Here is a 15,540-nt window from a genome sequence, read left to right as displayed (position 1 = left end):
CTATCTTCTTAAGGTTATCCGATGAAAATTTTAGTTCGTAACTTGGCACGTACAGTAACAGAAGCTGAATTGCTGACCCTGTTCCAACAGTACGGTACTGTTGAATCTTGTGCGCTAGTCATGGATGCAGAAACAGGCAAGTCTAAAGGTTTTGCTTTCGTAGAAATGCCACATGGCCGTGAAGCTGTTAAAGCAATTAAAGGTTTAAATACACTGCGCCTGCATGGTCAGGGGATTCGTGTGAAGCAAGCTGAAGAAAAGCCACAGGCTTAAATAACAGCTGATAAAAAGAGCATGTGTGATGCTCTTTTTTTTGCCTTTAAAAAGGCTTGGATTTTTTACTGAAGGGTAAATATCAGCAGTCTGAAGTATCAAGATCATGCAGAATAGAGCGGCAGCGTAGACAATCTTGCATTGCGTAATACGAGCGGACGTTTTACTTTATAAGAGCCAAAATTTGTTTTAATGCTTAGGAAATCTCGATGACACGAGTTGCTCGCTATCATGCGGACCGTACCAATCAAAAACTTTATTTCGCCCGTCTGGCCTGTCAGCAGGCTGAACAGACTGATCATGTGCAGCAGGCACAAGCTTATCGTGAAGCTGCTGTATTCCATCTGCATGGGGCACTGCTGGCCTTTTTACAGGAACTGGTACGTTATTACCGTCTGAATGACCTGAACCCGACGCTGAAATCGATTGAAGAGCTCATGGCGGCTAAGGGTCAGGTGTCACCTGAAGTGACCGTATTACAGCATTTATCCAAAGATGGTTTTTTGGCTGAACTGAAACGTGCTTACCGTCTCTGCCAATATGCGCCAGAGCCAAGTTCGCCACAACCCGAAGACGAAACTTCTTCAAATCTCATCATTAAAGTCACACAGACACCACAAGCCTGGTTACCTGATACTGCTATATTACGAGAATGGCATCGTGACCTGACGCAGCTTATTGATGGTTTTCGTAATGAGATGGTTGAATTTTAATCTGATCAGCTGTACTTGAAATTGCGATTATTAACCCTATATCAATTACTCTAATGATGCAAAGTGCAATCGCTCTTTGCCACCATGTTGAACATGGAGGATTTATGTCTATAGAACAGTTGAAAGATTTATTTGGTAATCAAGACGCGATTTTGGAACTCGTTCAACTTGAAGGTGGCGCGTTGGCATTACGAAATGCGGGCTCAAAAAAACAGCCATTAGTCATGATTCAGTTTAATGACGAGGTGAAAGCCCTGTTGGGTGATCAAACGCCTGTGATTGCACAACACATGATTCAGGCCGCTTTATATGGTTTGCTGGAACAGCAGGTCAATGAATGGCAAGCTGAAGTTGTGGATGAAGAGCCCAAATATATGAGCTAAATTGCCTACCCTGGCGAGCAGGAAAGCACACTTGAAGTGTGCTTTTTTTGTGTTTATAAAATGAAAAAAATAGAGAATAAGAGAAAAAATTAAGTCTATTAAACAGAAAAGTAATCTGAAATTTTATGGTTTGTCGAGGTGATAAATTCCAGTCCAATCAATAAAAAAGAAGTTGCCAATTTTGACAACTTCTTTAATGAATCAGCCTGAATAATGCGTAGGTGGATGGTTATGTGCAATCTCGATCTGGTTCAAAATATGATTGCTCATATTTCTCGCCATTTCCTCTTTGGCATAGTACACCTCGCCAATATTGTCACGGCGAATCACTTCGGCTTCTTCCTTGCTTTCCGAACATAGCAGGATCTGAATAGCAGGGTTTAGGGTCTTGGCAATATCCACGATTTTATGGATATCAATAATATCCATCGGTGAGATCACCAATAGACGTGCATGCTGAATGTGAGCCTGAATCAACACACCGGGTTCAGTTGCGACACCAGAAACTGCCGCAATGCCTTTTTTACGCAAGTTCTCTACGATCTCACGGTTTTCTTCGGCAATGACTACCTTAATATCTTGCTCCATTAGAGATAAGGTAATTCGACGACCGACTTCACCATGCCCCACAATCACCACCTGATCACGCAGATAGTCCTGCGAGACCTCATCCGGTAGCATGGCAAGCGGATCACCACTACGCTCCAATAAGCGCGCCAGAGACGAACGTTCGCGGATCCATTTTTGTACCGGTTCTACTGCCGAGAAAATAAACGAGTTCAGGGTAATCGAAATCAGGGCACCCGCCAGAATCAGGTTTTGTCCATCGAGTGACAATAGATTTAGCGATACACCAAGTGCGGCCAGAATAAAAGAGAATTCACCGATTTGTGCCAGAGATGCACTGACGGTGAGTGCCGTATTGATTGGGTAGCGGAAGAACAGCACCAGTGCCATCGCTGCGATGGTTTTACCAATCATGATAATGCCGAGTACAGCCAATACATGAAGCGGCTGATCCATCAGAATACGCGGATCAAACAGCATACCGACGGACACAAAGAACAGAATCGAGAAGATTTCACGCAGCGGTAAGGTTTCTTCTTCGGCACGGTGGCTGAAGTCAGACTCTTTCACTACCATCCCGGCAAAGAACGCACCGAGTGCCATGGATACGCCAAAGACCTTATAAGCCCCAAAGGCAATCGATACGGCTGCAGCTACGACGGTTAAGGTAAACAGCTCACGTGAGCCTAAACGTGCCACCACCTGCATGATCATTGGCACTAAACGTTTACCAATAATCAGCATGAAAGCAATAAAGCCGGCTACTTTGAGCAAGGTAATGCCTAAGGTAATCCAGACATTCTGATCGCTACTACTACCTTCCAGTGCCTGACCACCGAGCAATACTGCGGTTGCAGGTAGCAATACCAATGCCAGAACCATGACAAGGTCTTCAACCAGAAGCCAGCCGACTGCAATTTTCCCGTTAATGGATTCAAGCAGGCCACGATCGCCCAAGGCTTTGAGAAGTACAACAGTACTGGCACAAGACAGGCTTAAACCAAAGATCAGGGCAGAGCCGAAATTCCAGCCCCAGAGCATAGAGACCCCGACTCCGAGCAGTGTCGCGACTGCAATCTGCAAGACCGCACCCGGCAAGGCAATACGCCTGACCTGCATCAGGTCATTCAGAGAAAAGTGCATCCCGACACCAAACATCAGGAACATGACGCCAAGTTCGGCCAGCTGGTTCGCCAGATGCACATCTCCGACCACGCCTGGGGTGTTCGGGCTAATCAGAATCCCGGCAACCAGATAACCAATCAGTGGGGGAAGGCGTAGACGTGCAGCGATATAGCCAAAAACCAAGGCCAAGCCAAAACCGACAGCTAACAGGATAATGAGCTCTACGTCATGTGGCACTAAACACTCCTTTAAAATAAATTTTATGAAATTTCAGTTTTTTATGGGAAATAAGCACAGAAAATGCCAGAAGAAACAGAAAGTTTATCAAGCCGCATAAAAAAAATGCAAAAAAAAACGACCGGGAAGGTCGCTTTTTTCAAAAAACTAAAATTATTTGATTTTAGCTTCTTTGAAGATTACGTGTTGACGGATTTTTGGATCAAATTTTTTGATTTCCATTTTTTCCGGCATAGTACGTTTGTTCTTAGTAGTGGTATAGAAATAACCTGTACCAGCTGAAGAAACTAAGCGAATCTTATCACGCATTGTCCTGACTCCTTACTTAGATCTTTTGACCTTGAGCACGAAGGTCAGCAACAACCTTTTCAATGCCCAATTTGTCGATAATACGCATACCTTTAGTGGTTAAACGAAGACGTACAAAACGTTTTTCGCTTTCTAACCAGAAACGGTGGTGGTGCAGGTTCGGCTCGAACCGGCGCTTAGTTTTGTTGTTGGCGTGTGAGACGTTGTTACCAACGACTGGACGCTTGCCGGTAACTTGGCAAACCTTAGACATGGTGTAACTCCATTGATTTAGCCAACAGCAAATCTGTATGGCCAGTCAAAAATAAACGGATTGAATTCATTCAAGGGGCGTTTTATATCAAAAATGCGCTTAAAAGACAAGCGATTTTGTCTAAAACGAAGCATGAGCCCGTGTGATAGCTCATGCCTTGATCATTTATCGAAGAAGTGTCTTCGAAATCAGCTTATGGATCGGCTTATTAAACGGAGGCAGAATGTATTTCAAGCTATACAGCTTAGGATTCGACATTACAGACCGTTCATGCGACAAACTGAAGAAGCCTTCTGGCCCATGATATTTACCCATACCGGAAGCACCGACACCACCAAATGGCAGGTCATCCTGTGCGACATGGGTTAATACAGTGTTTTGCCCGAAATGCCCTGAATGGGTACGCTGTGCGACATAATCAGCACGCGCCTGATCAAAGTCGAAATAGTATAATGCAAGTGGACGCGGACGGCTATTAATAAAGTCGATAACGTCGTCAATTTGATCATATTCCATGATCGGCAGGAGCGGCCCAAAGATTTCATGCTGCATGATCTGCATGCTTGGCATAACATTGGTCACGATGGTCGGTGCAATTTTACGCAGGTCTGCTGGCGATTCATTACGTGGATTGATTTCAATAATCTGCGCGCCTTGCTCACGGGCATCATCCAGATAACCTTGCAAACGATTGTACTGCTTGTCATTGATAATCGAGGTGTAATCCTGATTATGGCTGATGTCCGGATACATGCTTTCAACACAGGCTTTAAAATGATCGATAAACTCGGCAGTCTTGCCACGTGGCAGGAACATATAATCCGGTGCTACGCAGGTCTGACCAGCATTCCAGAGCTTGCCCACAGCGATACGCTGAGCCACATCACGCAGGTCAATCGATGGATGCACCAGTACAGGGGATTTGCCACCCAGTTCCAGGATTACCGGTACCAGATTTTCTGCAGCTGCTGCCATCACGGTCTTACCGACAGCCGTTGAACCAGTAAAAATCATCTTGTCAAAAGCCAGTCGGCAGAAGGCATCAGATACCGTACCGCCACCATTCACCACGGCAACCAGTTCTTTAGGAAAGGCTTCAGCTAAGGCTTTTTCCAGTACCTTACCGAAAGCAGCCGATGAACTTGAAATCTTGATCATGGCATGGTTGCCCGCAGCCAACGCACAGATCAGAGGACCGATAGATAATAATAAAGGATAGTTCCACGGTGCGATGATGCCGATCACGCCTAGAGGCTGGTATTGCACCCAGGCTTTTGCCGGCTGGTGAATAATACCGACATGACGCTTGGACGGTTTCATCCAGCCGGTCAGGTTTTTGCTGTAATATTTAATATGTTCAAGACAAGTCAGTAACTCGCCAATTTTGGTTTCCCCGACAGAGCGGTTACCATAGTCCTGATTAATTGCATCGGCAAATTGATCTTGATACTTAACTAAGATACGCTTAAGCCGAGCTAAACGATCGATACGTTCCTTTGCAGTCGGCAGTGGGTAGCGTAAGTAGGCGTGTTTTTGTTGAGCCAGAATTTCATTGAGGTGCTGGCTATCAAGAAAATGTGGTGTCATTGAAGTTGTTTTTGTGTGACTGTTCATGCCGCACTACCATTATTCAAAATCGATTAATTAATTTTTAGAGCAAATACTCTAATTAGTCAAGTTACTTTGTGTGTTAGCCTTACTAATGCATGAACTGAATGGTTATTTTAGGATGTCCCAAACCAAAACGTTAAAAACCAAAGAGCGTATCTTACAGCTCAGCTTGCAGTTGTTTAATGAACGTGGCGAACGATCTGTAACCACCAACCATATTGCTGCTGAACTCGGCATGAGTCCGGGTAATCTGTATTACCATTTCCGTAATAAAAATGAAATTATCAAGGAACTGATGGAGCAGTATCAGCATCAGACGCTGGAAATGCTGGCACTTCCGGAAGATCGTGCTCTGGATGCCAATGATAAGATTCATTATTTTCAGGTACTGAGCAGTCAGCTTTGGGCTTATCGTTTTCTGCATCGTGATGTTTATCATCTGGTCGAAAATAACGAAGATTTCCGCAAGCTTTATCCACGCTTTGCTGGACAGGTCATGCAGCAGGGACAAAAAATTTATAAAGCCTTCGTAAATGCCGGCTTGATGGAAATGACCGATTCAGAAATTGAAGCGCTGATCATTAACCTCTGGATTGTACTGACCAACTGGACCAACTTCCTGTATATGTCGGGGCATATTACCGATTCCAATACTCTGGAAGAAAAATGGGTCTGGCAGGCACTGCGTCAGATGGTGTTCCTGGAAGGTGCTTATCTGCGTGGTGAAAGCCGTCAGACGTATGAGAGCCTGCTCAATTCGTTTGGTTCTTCAGAGCTGTTTGCCAGTCTATCGTCGCCTAAACCGCCTGAATCTGAACAAACTATTCAGAATATCTAAGAAACGCGTTAGAATACTCGGCTTATTTTTTTAATTTAACTAATTAGTGACCTTAACCAACATGAATATGACGACTGCTAATACCGCACGTTTATTGATTACTTGTGAAGACAAGCCGGGCATCGTGCAGGCTGTTTCAAGCTTCTTGTATCATCAGGGTGCCAACATTACGGCGCTTGATCAATACGCGACAGCAGCGCAGGGCGGACGTTACTTCATGCGTGTTGAGTTTGAACTGGACAATCTGCAAAGCCGTAAAGAAAGCCTGTTGCAGACTTTTGCTGCCAATGTTGCAGAGCGCTATGGCATGCACTGGCGTCTGGCACTGGTCAGTGATGTGAAAAAGGTCGGTATTCTGGTGTCTAAAGTCGACCATGCGTTGCTTGAGCTGCTATGGCGTCATGCACGCGGCGGTCTGCCATGTGAAATCACTAAAGTAGTATCGAACCATGAGACTCTACGTGAATCAGTAGAAAACTTCGGTATTCCGTTTGAAGTGGTTCCTGTGACCAAAGAGAACAAACGTGAAGCCTATGCACAGATTGATGAACTGATGCAGGGTAACGATCTGCTGGTATTAGCCCGTTATATGCAGATTCTGGATGAAGAATTCGTAAGTAAATGGGAAATGAAAGTGATCAATATTCATCATTCATTCTTGCCAGCATTCGTAGGGGCTAATCCGTACAAACAGGCTTATGACAAAGGTGTCAAACTGATCGGTGCAACTGCACACTATGTGACAGCTGATCTGGATCAGGGTCCAATCATTGAGCAGGATGTGGAGCGTGTGAACCATGACTTTACTGTTGAACAGCTGCGTGAACTGGGTCAGGACGTTGAACGTAATGTACTGGCACGTGCAGTGAGATGGCATCTGGAAGACCGTGTCATTGTCGACGGCAATAAAACTGTCGTGTTCCAATAAGCGCTTGCACCTCTGTTTAAAAAAGGCATACTTTAAGTATGCCTTTTTGTTTGAAACAAAAATAATGGAGAAAAGTGGGATTAGTAGTTGCAAATGAAAACACTTCTCATTTATTATTGGCGTACTTTAATTGTGCTAACCGATGAGCTTGATAGTTTGTTTCACATCATCTCCTCGAGGTAAATAGATTTAATGAGTCAAGTTGCTGCTCCCATGACACCACCACCGTCAAATCAGATGAAAAAGAAAGTCGTTTCTATTCTGGCGGCGGTTCTGGTTGGACACGTGGGTCTCTTATGGGCAGTCAGCCAGATGGAAGCACCTGAACTGAAACAGGTCGATAAAGAACCTTTAAAGGTTCGTTTCGTCAAACTTCAGGAAGCCCCGAAACCTTTACCACCGAAGCCAAAGCCGCCAGAGCCTAAACAAGAGCCACCAAAGCCGAAAGAAGTTAAAATTGTAGAAAAACCGCTGCCACCACCGCCCAAAAAAGTAGAAAAAATTGAGCAGGTGAAAAAAGCAGAAACACCTAAACCTGTTACTGCACCGCCAGTTGAAACCAAACCTGCACCAAGTCCAGTGGTTCCTGTTGTCGTGACTGAAACTAAAAAAGTGGCACCTGCGCCTGCACCGGTTGCGCCACCAGCACCTGTCGCACCGCCGGCTCCACCTGCACCGCCAGCACCGAAAAGTGTTGCAATTGGCGGCGGCGTATCCTGGCAGCGTGCACCAAAAGTGTCGCTCTCGGCAGGAGAGTTAAAATCAGCCTGTTCATTGGTGGTAGATGTATCTGCAAATGAGCAGGGGAAAGTGGTCTCTGCGACCGCACGAAATTCGAGTTGTAGTCCGGCCGTTACGCGCAAAGTCGAATCAGCGGTACGTCGTGCACAACTGACCAAATATGTTGAAAATGGCGTGGCTTATCCAACCCGAGTGGAACAGCCTTTCGATTTTCAGATTACCAAATAACGGCTAACCCATTAGGAGTTCGAGTATGAACTTTTCAGTTTATTGGCAACACGCTGATGCAGTCAGTAAAACACTGTATTTCGTGTTATTGGCAATGTCGATTGCGACATGGACCATTTTTGTGCTGCGTTTGATGGGCACTCGCCAACTTAAACAGATTGCCTATGCTCAGTTATCTAACGCATTAGGGCAATTGAAAAATAAAATGACTCCTTTGGCATTTGAACAACGTAAAGCTGTAGCTGAACAGGCTTTACTGCGTCAGATCGCATTAGAAAAAGGCAATGCAGAAAAAGGTGTATCCGTCCTGGGTACTATCGCTTCAATTTCACCCTTTGTCGGTCTGTTCGGTACAGTATGGGGAATCTTCCACGCACTGGTTGCTGTGGGTAAGAGTGGTCAGGCAGGTCTGGCACAAGTAGCCACTCCAGTGGGTGAAGCGCTGATCATGACCGGTCTGGGCCTGGCTGTGGCGATTCCTGCGGTACTTGCATATAACATCTGTGTACGTGTTAACCGCACTTTAAGCAATGAACTGCAAGACCATGCGCATAGCTTATTGATTGACACCATGTTGCAACAGGATTCTTCTGCAAAGAAGGCTGATGCGAAAGTAACACAAGACAGTTTAGTTGGAGGTCAAGCTTAATGGCTTTTCAATTGGGTGAAGACAACGATACAGGCATGAATGAGATGAATCTTATTCCCCTGATCGACATTATGTTGGTATTGATGATCATCTTTCTGGTGACAGCGACCGTTGCGAACCCATCAATTCCATTAACCTTACCGCAAACCACTGCAGAAATTATTGACCTGCCACCGGAAAATGTCACCATTAGCATCAATGCAAAAGGTGATGTAGCATGGAACGGCGATGTGCTGACTCTGGAACAGCTTGAAACCCGTTTCAATGAGGCGAGCCAGGCAGAGCGTCAACCGACCATCGTATTGAAAGCAGATAAAGAATCACGTTATGACACCGTTGCTCAAGTGATGTCACGCGCGAGTGGAGCCGGACTCAGCGATATTGCTTTTGCAACCGATAATTAATTTTTTGCTCTCAATGAAAAAAGCGACTGATCTCAGTCGCTTTTTTATTGCCTTAATTTAATAGGGCATTTGATCAAGCAGAATCCAGTTTAATGAGTTTTAAGCAGCGTCATAAACTTGTGTTGTAATTTGTTCAACTTAGGTGGAATCGCAAAATTACAGTAGCCCTGATTCGGATTCTTGGCAAAGAAATTCTGATGATATTCTTCAGCAGGGTAGAAAGTCGGTGCAGGGCTAAGTTCAGTCACAATATTCAGCCCTTCAGCTTTCAATGAATCTATTGTGAGCTGTGCAGTTTCTTTCTGCTCATCATTAAAATAATAAATCACAGAACGATATTGCGTGCCGACATCATTGCCCTGACGGTTTAATGTCGTTGGATCATGGGTTGCGAAAAAGACTTCGAGCAACTGACTATACGTAATCTGATTTTCATCAAAATCGATCAGGATCACTTCGGCATGATTGGTATCACCGCCACAGACTTGCTCATAGGTTGGATTAGGATTTTGTCCGCCCGCATAGCCACTGACGACCTTCTGTACGCCCTGAAGCTGTAAAAATACTGCTTCGGTACACCAAAAGCATCCACCACCAAATAGTGCTTGTTGCATGGTTAAGTCCTCATCATTGTAGAGTGCTGATTATTGAATGTTCATATGAGTATGAAAGATATAAAGCCTGCATGACACAGGCTTTTTGTAGTCAGAACTTAGCGAGGCTGTACTGCACTTTCTAACTGGATGAGTAAATTGCCATGACGGTCCATTAATTTCAGGGTTTTACCATAGACCTGATAATGAGTCACTTTGCTCAGTGCCTCCTTAAATTTCTGATCCAGACCTGCATTATCCAGACAAGCCATTTCGGTACTCGCCATCTGGCTTAAGTTAAGGGTATCTTTGCCGGCAGTGTAGCTGCCCATGATACGGTTACAGCCATCTGCGCCAGACACACGTTGAGTCGCTGCATCGAATTGCAGACTTGGAATATTGCGTGCTGTCGGTGCTGTAGTAATTTCAGTATTACCAATCTGGCTCACAATCCAGGTACGATTTTGTAAGAGCTGTAAATTATTTTCAGTTTTGACTGATGAGGTACTCGGTACGGTTTCACAACCTGACAGCGTAAAAACTGAACCTAAAATCATGATTGCTGTTAATTTTTTTAGCATGCGAGAGACTCTAATTCTGAGTTAGCTATTTGTATATAAACAAAAAAATTCAATATATGCCAGTTGGTTTTGTATCTTTCTTTAAGTTCGATAGCTTAGAAAATTATCTGGAACTCGGCTCAGGTAGGCCTTGACGCAGGCGTTGTGAATACTCTTGACTGGAAATCTGACCGGTATCTTTAACCCGTGGATTAACGTGTGCACGCTGATACCAGGTTTGTATATCCCAGCGCTGATCTAGCGCTTTTAAATCATATAAATAATCGGGTAAATACCCAGAAGCCAGCAAGCGGTAATCTGAAGGAAGCTGTTGCTGAGATACTGCCTGAGCCATATCAAAGACCAGCGTCGTGCAGTTACTGCTCAGGGTGTTATACCATTTAGGCTCTTTGGCCAGTTCATCAGCCTTACGCAGATATTCTTTAAATAGGGCTTGAGCTTCTGCTTGTGGCATTTTTACCGGAAAAAAGTAAACCTGTTCACCACGAATATTGCTACGCGTATATACAATATCTTTCTCATCTGAGGCGACCAGACTTAGTTCATATTTTCGGAAGAAGCCACCAATAGCAGAAAATTTCTCATCCTTTTCTTTGCGAATTTCGATCGAGAAGGCGAGCGGTTTCTGATTGGCAAAATCAAAACTGACCAGCGTATGGGCAATTTTAGGTCCCATCCAGTAGGAGGTAATAATGTTTACCCCGGTAATGTCGTTTAGATCAAAACTGCGGCTTTCCCAGCGTTCGATATACTGACCCTCTGCTTGCCAGTCAAAATTACGGATATTGTGCAAGGTGACTTGATTGCCTTGCTGCTCATAGGAGAGTAGCCGGGAAACCTCAGGATTCCAGTCACGATCCTGACGAGGCTCCATGCTCAAATAAGCGAGTAAGCTGACCAGAAAGGCCAGCAGATAAAGCACCGTATCCACCTGTCGGGAAATCAGATGCTTGGTGAAGTAAATGCCCAAGACCACACAGGCAAACAGAAGCCAGAGACCGATCAGAATGATGCTGCCAATTTTGCCCAAGGGTTGTTGCACCCAGAGCATCAGGCTTAGCCAGAGACTTGAACACAGGACAAATAAACTAAATAGACTCCCTAATAACCACAGGCTCCAATGCTTTTCTGAATTGTCTTGTCCTTGCATGTTCAATCTTTTATAGAAAATAGGCTTTATTTTCTGTATGTTGCGAACTCAAATGCAATACCAGTTTTGTCATCGATATGTTGTTCTGATGCAACTTTTTTGAACTCGACCGGAATTTCCGGATAGTAGGCATGACCTTGTACATCTAGTTCAACATGGGTCAGTTCCAGACGATCAGCGATATCCAGAGTCTGTTTAAAGATTTCACCACCACCAATGATAAAAATAGCAGTCGGTTTTTCTGAAGTCTGCACATCGGCCACGGCTTGAGTCAGGGCATCTTCAATCGTATGCGCGACTTTGACGCCTTCAAAAGACCAGTCAGGATCCCGGGTAATGACCCAGTTCACACGTTTAGGCAGCGCACGGCCCATTGATTCAAGCGTTTTACGGCCCATCACAATCACACCACCTTGAGTGATTTCCTTAAAGTGCTTGAGATCTGCTGAGATATGCCAAGGCAAGTCATTGTCCTTACCAATACAGCGCTGCTGATCCATTGCCACGACATGAACGACTTCTAAATCCTGAAATGCCATACCCATACTCAAAAACAGATAAAAATTATTGCTATTAAAATGCAAAATCCCACTTTAAGCAAAGTGGGATTTGAATATTTTCCGAGGTTTAACCGAAATTAAACTGCAACGGGTGCCTTGATTCCTGGATGCGATTCATAACCGACAATTTCAATATCTTCAAATTTGAAATCAAACAGGTCTTTAACTTCAGGATTCAGTTTCAACTGGCATAGGCCTAAAGGCTCACGACTGAGTTGAAGTTTGGCTTGTTCAAAATGATTGGCATATAAATGTGTATCACCGCCCGTCCAGACAAAATCGCCTACATCCAGATCACACACCTGCGCAATCATATGAGTCAGCAGGGCATAGCTGGCAATATTAAATGGAACGCCAAGGAAAACGTCAGCACTACGTTGATAAAGCTGGCAAGACAATTTGCCATTATGGACAAAGAACTGGAACAGGGTATGGCAAGGCGGTAAAGCCACCTGACTCGCTTCATTCGGATTCCAGCCAGATACAATCAGACGGCGTGAGTTCGGATTGGTCTTAATTTCATTGATCAACCATTTGATCTGGTCAAAACCATCCTGATTGTAGCTGCCATCTGCATTTTGAGTGGCACCAAAATTACGCCATTGATGGCCATATACTGGACCAAGTTCACCTTCTGGGCGACCAAAACGTGCGGTTTGTTCCGCAGTTGCCCATTCATCCCAGATGGTCACTTTATTATCCTGAAGATACTTTACATGGGTATCGCCTTTCAGGAACCACAGCAGTTCAATCACGATCGAACGGAAATGAACTTTTTTAGTGGTAAGTAAAGGGAAGCCCTTGGAAAGATCAAAGCGCATCTGATGACCAAATACCGAGCGTGTACCTGTGCCGGTACGGTCGCCTTTATCGCCGCCGTTGTCGAGGATATGTTGTAAAAGGTCAAGATATTGGCGCATAGGTCTCTCTTAAAATCTGTTGCAAATTGCTTTTCTTTGAATTGGGCAATTTAAAATTGCGCTCATCATAACATTTTTTTGAGTACTTCCGCATAGCAGTGAAAATGATTAAACATGAGAGAAAAGGGTATAAAAAAGCACCCATGATGGATGCTTTTTTATCATCTTTTTTTAAGCTGTTGGCTTACCGGTGTGTACCGTATGGATCAGATCGGACAGGTCATAACCCAGAGATTCAGCATAGGCCAGATATTCCTGTTTGGTTGCTTCATCTAGTGTCGGCTTACGATGCAGGAGCCATAGATATTTCATGTTTGGCTCACCAACCAATGCAGTTTCATACTTGTCATCCAGTTTGAGAATCCAGTAATCCCCTTTGGTAAAAGGTACCCAGCGCAAACCTTCAGGCAAGAAACTGACTTCCAGTTTGCCATGTTCTGCATCCACAATGGTGGCTTCCCCAATCGATTCATCCAGTTTGCCCGCACCATCCAGACAACGGTTCTGGACACGGACTGTGCCGTTTTCATTCAGGCTATAGACTGCGGAAATATCAGTACTGTCTTCAGGCTGGTGTTTCATGGGCAGACGGGCAATTTCGTACCAGATCCCTAAATATTGTTCTAAATTGAAATTTGAAATAGTCTTTACATCATGACTCATATTTTTTTTCTTCCTCATCATCTCAATTTAAATTTACTAAATCAGTCTAATACGAGAGCTACTGGCCAGAATGATGTAATCCTGTAGTGAAATGTTGACTTTATTATCGTGAGTAAAATTACAGATTTAGTCAGAAAGGCGCTCAAATATTGATTTAGAAATAGTCTGAGCAGGATCGGTAGTAGATTTGAAAAGTTGTGAATTTATAACTTTTTTGTGAAAATTGTAAATTTTATAAATCTAAAAGAAATAACAAGTTAAGTAAAATTAAATAAATATGGAAAAATATATTTACATTTTTAACGTGAAAAGTAACATTTAACCGTCTAGTATTCACCGCGTGTTGAAGATTTGAAAGCCAAACTTACAGGCGAGGAGTACTTGGTCCAATATGATTTATGATCATCAAGTGAATATGAGCGAAGTGCATGCTCCTGTTCAAGCGAACGTCATAATTCGTTCCCAATCGGGACAAAATTCCAAACGTCAGCCTCAGCGCTATACCTCTGCGTCAGCTCGTAGCAAAAACTCTGAATCTCGCAAGACTTTCGGTGCAATGAACGGCCAGCGTTTCGATATTGAAAAATTCACCAGCTATCTGCAAGGCATTACCCGCAGTACCAGTACACAAAAATGTGCACGCAGTATTCGTGTCGGTTTGCAGTCTTCAGGCGCAAAAATTGTGAATCATCCTGTTGCCGCAGCTGACTGGGGCAATACTCTGCAGCAATTGGGCTATCGAAAAATCAACCTGTCTTTTGACCGTCCGAAAAAAGGTGATATCTATATTATTGACCGGACTTCACAGCATCAGTATGGTCATATTGCAGCGTATTCTGGTTCGGCCTGGGTTTCTGATTTTAAACAGAATGGCTATGCGGTCTATCGTAATTCCGATGTGAAATACACGTATTACCGTCTGGATTCATATCTTTAAATCAGACGCTGAAAATTTTAGAACGTAAAAATGAAAGTCGCGAAATGGTTCAATCTTCGAAGCGTTTCGCACGTTGATTATAAATCGACACGATAAACAGTCCAATCGCCACAAAACCCAAGCATTGTAGACCTAGCGCTATAGTTTCCCCGATCTCACTCGTTTTAGGTAAATAACCGATCAGGCTAATTACTGCCACAATCGGAATCGCCATCGTTAAAGCACGAAAACCTTCGGTATAAGGATTTTCAGGAGAAAGCTTTAATCTAAATTCACGCAAGACGTGCATCAGCATTCCAATCATAAGACTGATCCCAACAAATATCGGACCCAGTTTCGCTACAGTCGATGCTATGTAAATTACGATACATACCGCAATAATAATGATGAGCTTGAGCTGACGGTTGCAGCGTTCGGAGTACCAGAACTCAAGCATGTGGGGAACCTGAATTCGACTTGTTCTGATTAAGCAAAGACAGGGGCGAAAACAGGCAGATCGCCAAAGCCATAAAAGCAATCCCTTGAACGCCCGGTAGCAGAATTTCACCCTGTTTCATGTTCATAAAAATCAGGCTGATTAATAAGGCAATCGGAATCCAGGTCAGGACACGATAGAACAGGCCAGTCGGATTTTTTGCTGCGAAATGAATTTTGCAGTAACGACAAATCAGGAAAATAATTCCAGTACCAGCAAACATCAGGATGGCATCTAAAGGCAAAGGTTCCATCCAGTACAGACCTACGGCAATTGCAGCAATCACAACAAAGAACAGCAGTTTTTTCAGGAGCGACACCTGCGGATTGAACCAGAACTCAAGCATGATGATGTATGAACAGAAAAGATAAAAAGCACTTTAGCATATTTTAAATATAAAAA

General features: G+C 43.9%; 21 protein-coding genes. 9 read left to right on the top strand and 12 right to left on the bottom strand.

Going from position 1 to position 15,540, the window contains the following annotated elements; translation table 11 throughout:
• The first annotated feature begins 21 nt into the window (after nt 1-21).
• The 3 genes from AC4MCD_RS12460 to AC4MCD_RS12450 all read left to right on the top strand — a co-directional run bounded on the left by AC4MCD_RS12460 (nt 22) and on the right by AC4MCD_RS12450 (nt 1,369).
• Nucleotides 22-273: an RNA recognition motif domain-containing protein gene (locus AC4MCD_RS12460; RefSeq protein ID WP_005232301.1), complete on the top strand. Its 252-nt coding sequence runs from the start codon at nt 22-24 to the stop codon at nt 271-273.
• A 209-nt stretch (nt 274-482) separates the two neighbouring features.
• Complete coding sequence (locus AC4MCD_RS12455; protein ID WP_180012678.1) at nt 483-986, top strand: DUF6586 family protein; 504 nt, start codon at nt 483-485, stop codon at nt 984-986.
• Nucleotides 987-1,090: 104 nt separating this feature from the next.
• Nucleotides 1,091-1,369: a hypothetical protein gene (locus tag AC4MCD_RS12450; protein ID WP_004781893.1), complete on the top strand. Its 279-nt coding sequence runs from the start codon at nt 1,091-1,093 to the stop codon at nt 1,367-1,369.
• Nucleotides 1,370-1,570: 201 nt separating this feature from the next.
• Here the strand turns inward: AC4MCD_RS12450 and AC4MCD_RS12445 are convergent, their stop codons facing one another.
• From AC4MCD_RS12445 to AC4MCD_RS12430, 4 genes are all read right to left on the bottom strand, one after another.
• Nucleotides 1,571-3,298, bottom strand: coding sequence for a cation:proton antiporter (locus AC4MCD_RS12445; protein WP_491876208.1), 1,728 nt, complete (start codon nt 3,296-3,298; stop codon nt 1,571-1,573).
• Between the two features lie 153 nt (nt 3,299-3,451).
• Nucleotides 3,452-3,607, bottom strand: a complete 156-nt coding sequence (gene rpmG, locus AC4MCD_RS12440; protein WP_001205031.1) for a 50S ribosomal protein L33 — start codon at nt 3,605-3,607, stop codon at nt 3,452-3,454.
• Nucleotides 3,608-3,623: 16 nt separating this feature from the next.
• Nucleotides 3,624-3,860 carry a 50S ribosomal protein L28 gene (gene rpmB, locus AC4MCD_RS12435; RefSeq protein ID WP_000048256.1) on the bottom strand — a complete coding sequence of 79 codons (237 nt, stop codon included), beginning with the start codon at nt 3,858-3,860 and terminating at the stop codon, nt 3,624-3,626.
• Between the two features lie 165 nt (nt 3,861-4,025).
• A complete protein-coding gene (locus AC4MCD_RS12430; protein WP_180012677.1) occupies nt 4,026-5,474 on the bottom strand; it encodes a coniferyl aldehyde dehydrogenase in 1,449 nt (482 codons plus the stop codon).
• A 115-nt stretch (nt 5,475-5,589) separates the two neighbouring features.
• On the opposite strand from AC4MCD_RS12430, the gene AC4MCD_RS12425 reads away from it, so the two are divergent.
• From AC4MCD_RS12425 to AC4MCD_RS12405, 5 genes are all read left to right on the top strand, one after another.
• A complete protein-coding gene (locus AC4MCD_RS12425) occupies nt 5,590-6,309 on the top strand; it encodes a TetR/AcrR family transcriptional regulator (protein WP_034580311.1) in 720 nt (239 codons plus the stop codon).
• Between the two features lie 61 nt (nt 6,310-6,370).
• Nucleotides 6,371-7,237: a formyltetrahydrofolate deformylase gene (gene purU, locus AC4MCD_RS12420; RefSeq protein WP_005232297.1), complete on the top strand. Its 867-nt coding sequence runs from the start codon at nt 6,371-6,373 to the stop codon at nt 7,235-7,237.
• 192 nt (nt 7,238-7,429) lie between these two features.
• The gene (locus tag AC4MCD_RS12415) at nt 7,430-8,206 is read left to right on the top strand and encodes an energy transducer TonB (protein WP_491876207.1); all 777 of its coding nucleotides are present in this window, start codon (nt 7,430-7,432) and stop codon (nt 8,204-8,206) included.
• Nucleotides 8,207-8,231: 25 nt separating this feature from the next.
• Complete coding sequence (locus AC4MCD_RS12410; protein WP_419363687.1) at nt 8,232-8,855, top strand: MotA/TolQ/ExbB proton channel family protein; 624 nt, start codon at nt 8,232-8,234, stop codon at nt 8,853-8,855.
• The gene (locus AC4MCD_RS12405; protein WP_034702344.1) at nt 8,855-9,259 is read left to right on the top strand and encodes an ExbD/TolR family protein; all 405 of its coding nucleotides are present in this window, start codon (nt 8,855-8,857) and stop codon (nt 9,257-9,259) included. Before AC4MCD_RS12410 ends, AC4MCD_RS12405 begins: the two co-directional genes overlap by 1 nt.
• Before the next feature lie 89 nt (nt 9,260-9,348).
• Here AC4MCD_RS12405 and msrA read toward each other — a convergent pair whose 3' ends face one another.
• The 6 genes from msrA to AC4MCD_RS12375 form a co-directional block, all read right to left on the bottom strand.
• On the bottom strand, nt 9,349-9,873 hold the full coding sequence (gene msrA / locus AC4MCD_RS12400) for a peptide-methionine (S)-S-oxide reductase MsrA (protein WP_004781907.1): 525 nt from the start codon (nt 9,871-9,873) through the stop codon (nt 9,349-9,351).
• Nucleotides 9,874-9,971: 98 nt separating this feature from the next.
• The gene (locus AC4MCD_RS12395; RefSeq protein ID WP_491876206.1) at nt 9,972-10,433 is read right to left on the bottom strand and encodes an META domain-containing protein; all 462 of its coding nucleotides are present in this window, start codon (nt 10,431-10,433) and stop codon (nt 9,972-9,974) included.
• Nucleotides 10,434-10,536: 103 nt separating this feature from the next.
• The gene (locus tag AC4MCD_RS12390; protein WP_419375004.1) at nt 10,537-11,583 is read right to left on the bottom strand and encodes an Lnb N-terminal periplasmic domain-containing protein; all 1,047 of its coding nucleotides are present in this window, start codon (nt 11,581-11,583) and stop codon (nt 10,537-10,539) included.
• 26 nt (nt 11,584-11,609) lie between these two features.
• Nucleotides 11,610-12,122: a trimethoprim-resistant dihydrofolate reductase DfrA40 gene (dfrA40, locus tag AC4MCD_RS12385; RefSeq protein WP_419363679.1), complete on the bottom strand. Its 513-nt coding sequence runs from the start codon at nt 12,120-12,122 to the stop codon at nt 11,610-11,612.
• A 98-nt stretch (nt 12,123-12,220) separates the two neighbouring features.
• On the bottom strand, nt 12,221-13,063 hold the full coding sequence (gene thyA / locus AC4MCD_RS12380) for a thymidylate synthase (RefSeq protein WP_034169878.1): 843 nt from the start codon (nt 13,061-13,063) through the stop codon (nt 12,221-12,223).
• A 171-nt stretch (nt 13,064-13,234) separates the two neighbouring features.
• On the bottom strand, nt 13,235-13,726 hold the full coding sequence (locus AC4MCD_RS12375; protein WP_180002393.1) for a lipocalin family protein: 492 nt from the start codon (nt 13,724-13,726) through the stop codon (nt 13,235-13,237).
• 391 nt (nt 13,727-14,117) lie between these two features.
• Between AC4MCD_RS12375 and AC4MCD_RS12370 the strand changes: the two genes are divergently transcribed.
• Nucleotides 14,118-14,663 (top strand): CHAP domain-containing protein, encoded by a 546-nt coding sequence (locus AC4MCD_RS12370; protein ID WP_419363677.1) that lies wholly within the window; start codon nt 14,118-14,120, stop codon nt 14,661-14,663.
• Nucleotides 14,664-14,712: 49 nt separating this feature from the next.
• Here AC4MCD_RS12370 and AC4MCD_RS12365 read toward each other — a convergent pair whose 3' ends face one another.
• Complete coding sequence (locus AC4MCD_RS12365) at nt 14,713-15,099, bottom strand: hypothetical protein (RefSeq protein WP_491876205.1); 387 nt, start codon at nt 15,097-15,099, stop codon at nt 14,713-14,715.
• Nucleotides 15,092-15,484, bottom strand: a complete 393-nt coding sequence (locus AC4MCD_RS12360; RefSeq protein ID WP_491876204.1) for a hypothetical protein — start codon at nt 15,482-15,484, stop codon at nt 15,092-15,094. Before AC4MCD_RS12360 ends, AC4MCD_RS12365 begins: the two co-directional genes overlap by 8 nt.
• Nucleotides 15,485-15,540 lie beyond the last annotated feature (56 nt).

The sequence above is a fragment of the Acinetobacter sp. CAU_H_78 genome, assembly GCF_058599365.1.
The sequence above is the reverse complement of the archived record's forward strand: the minus strand, read 5'-3'. Positions and strand labels throughout refer to the sequence as shown.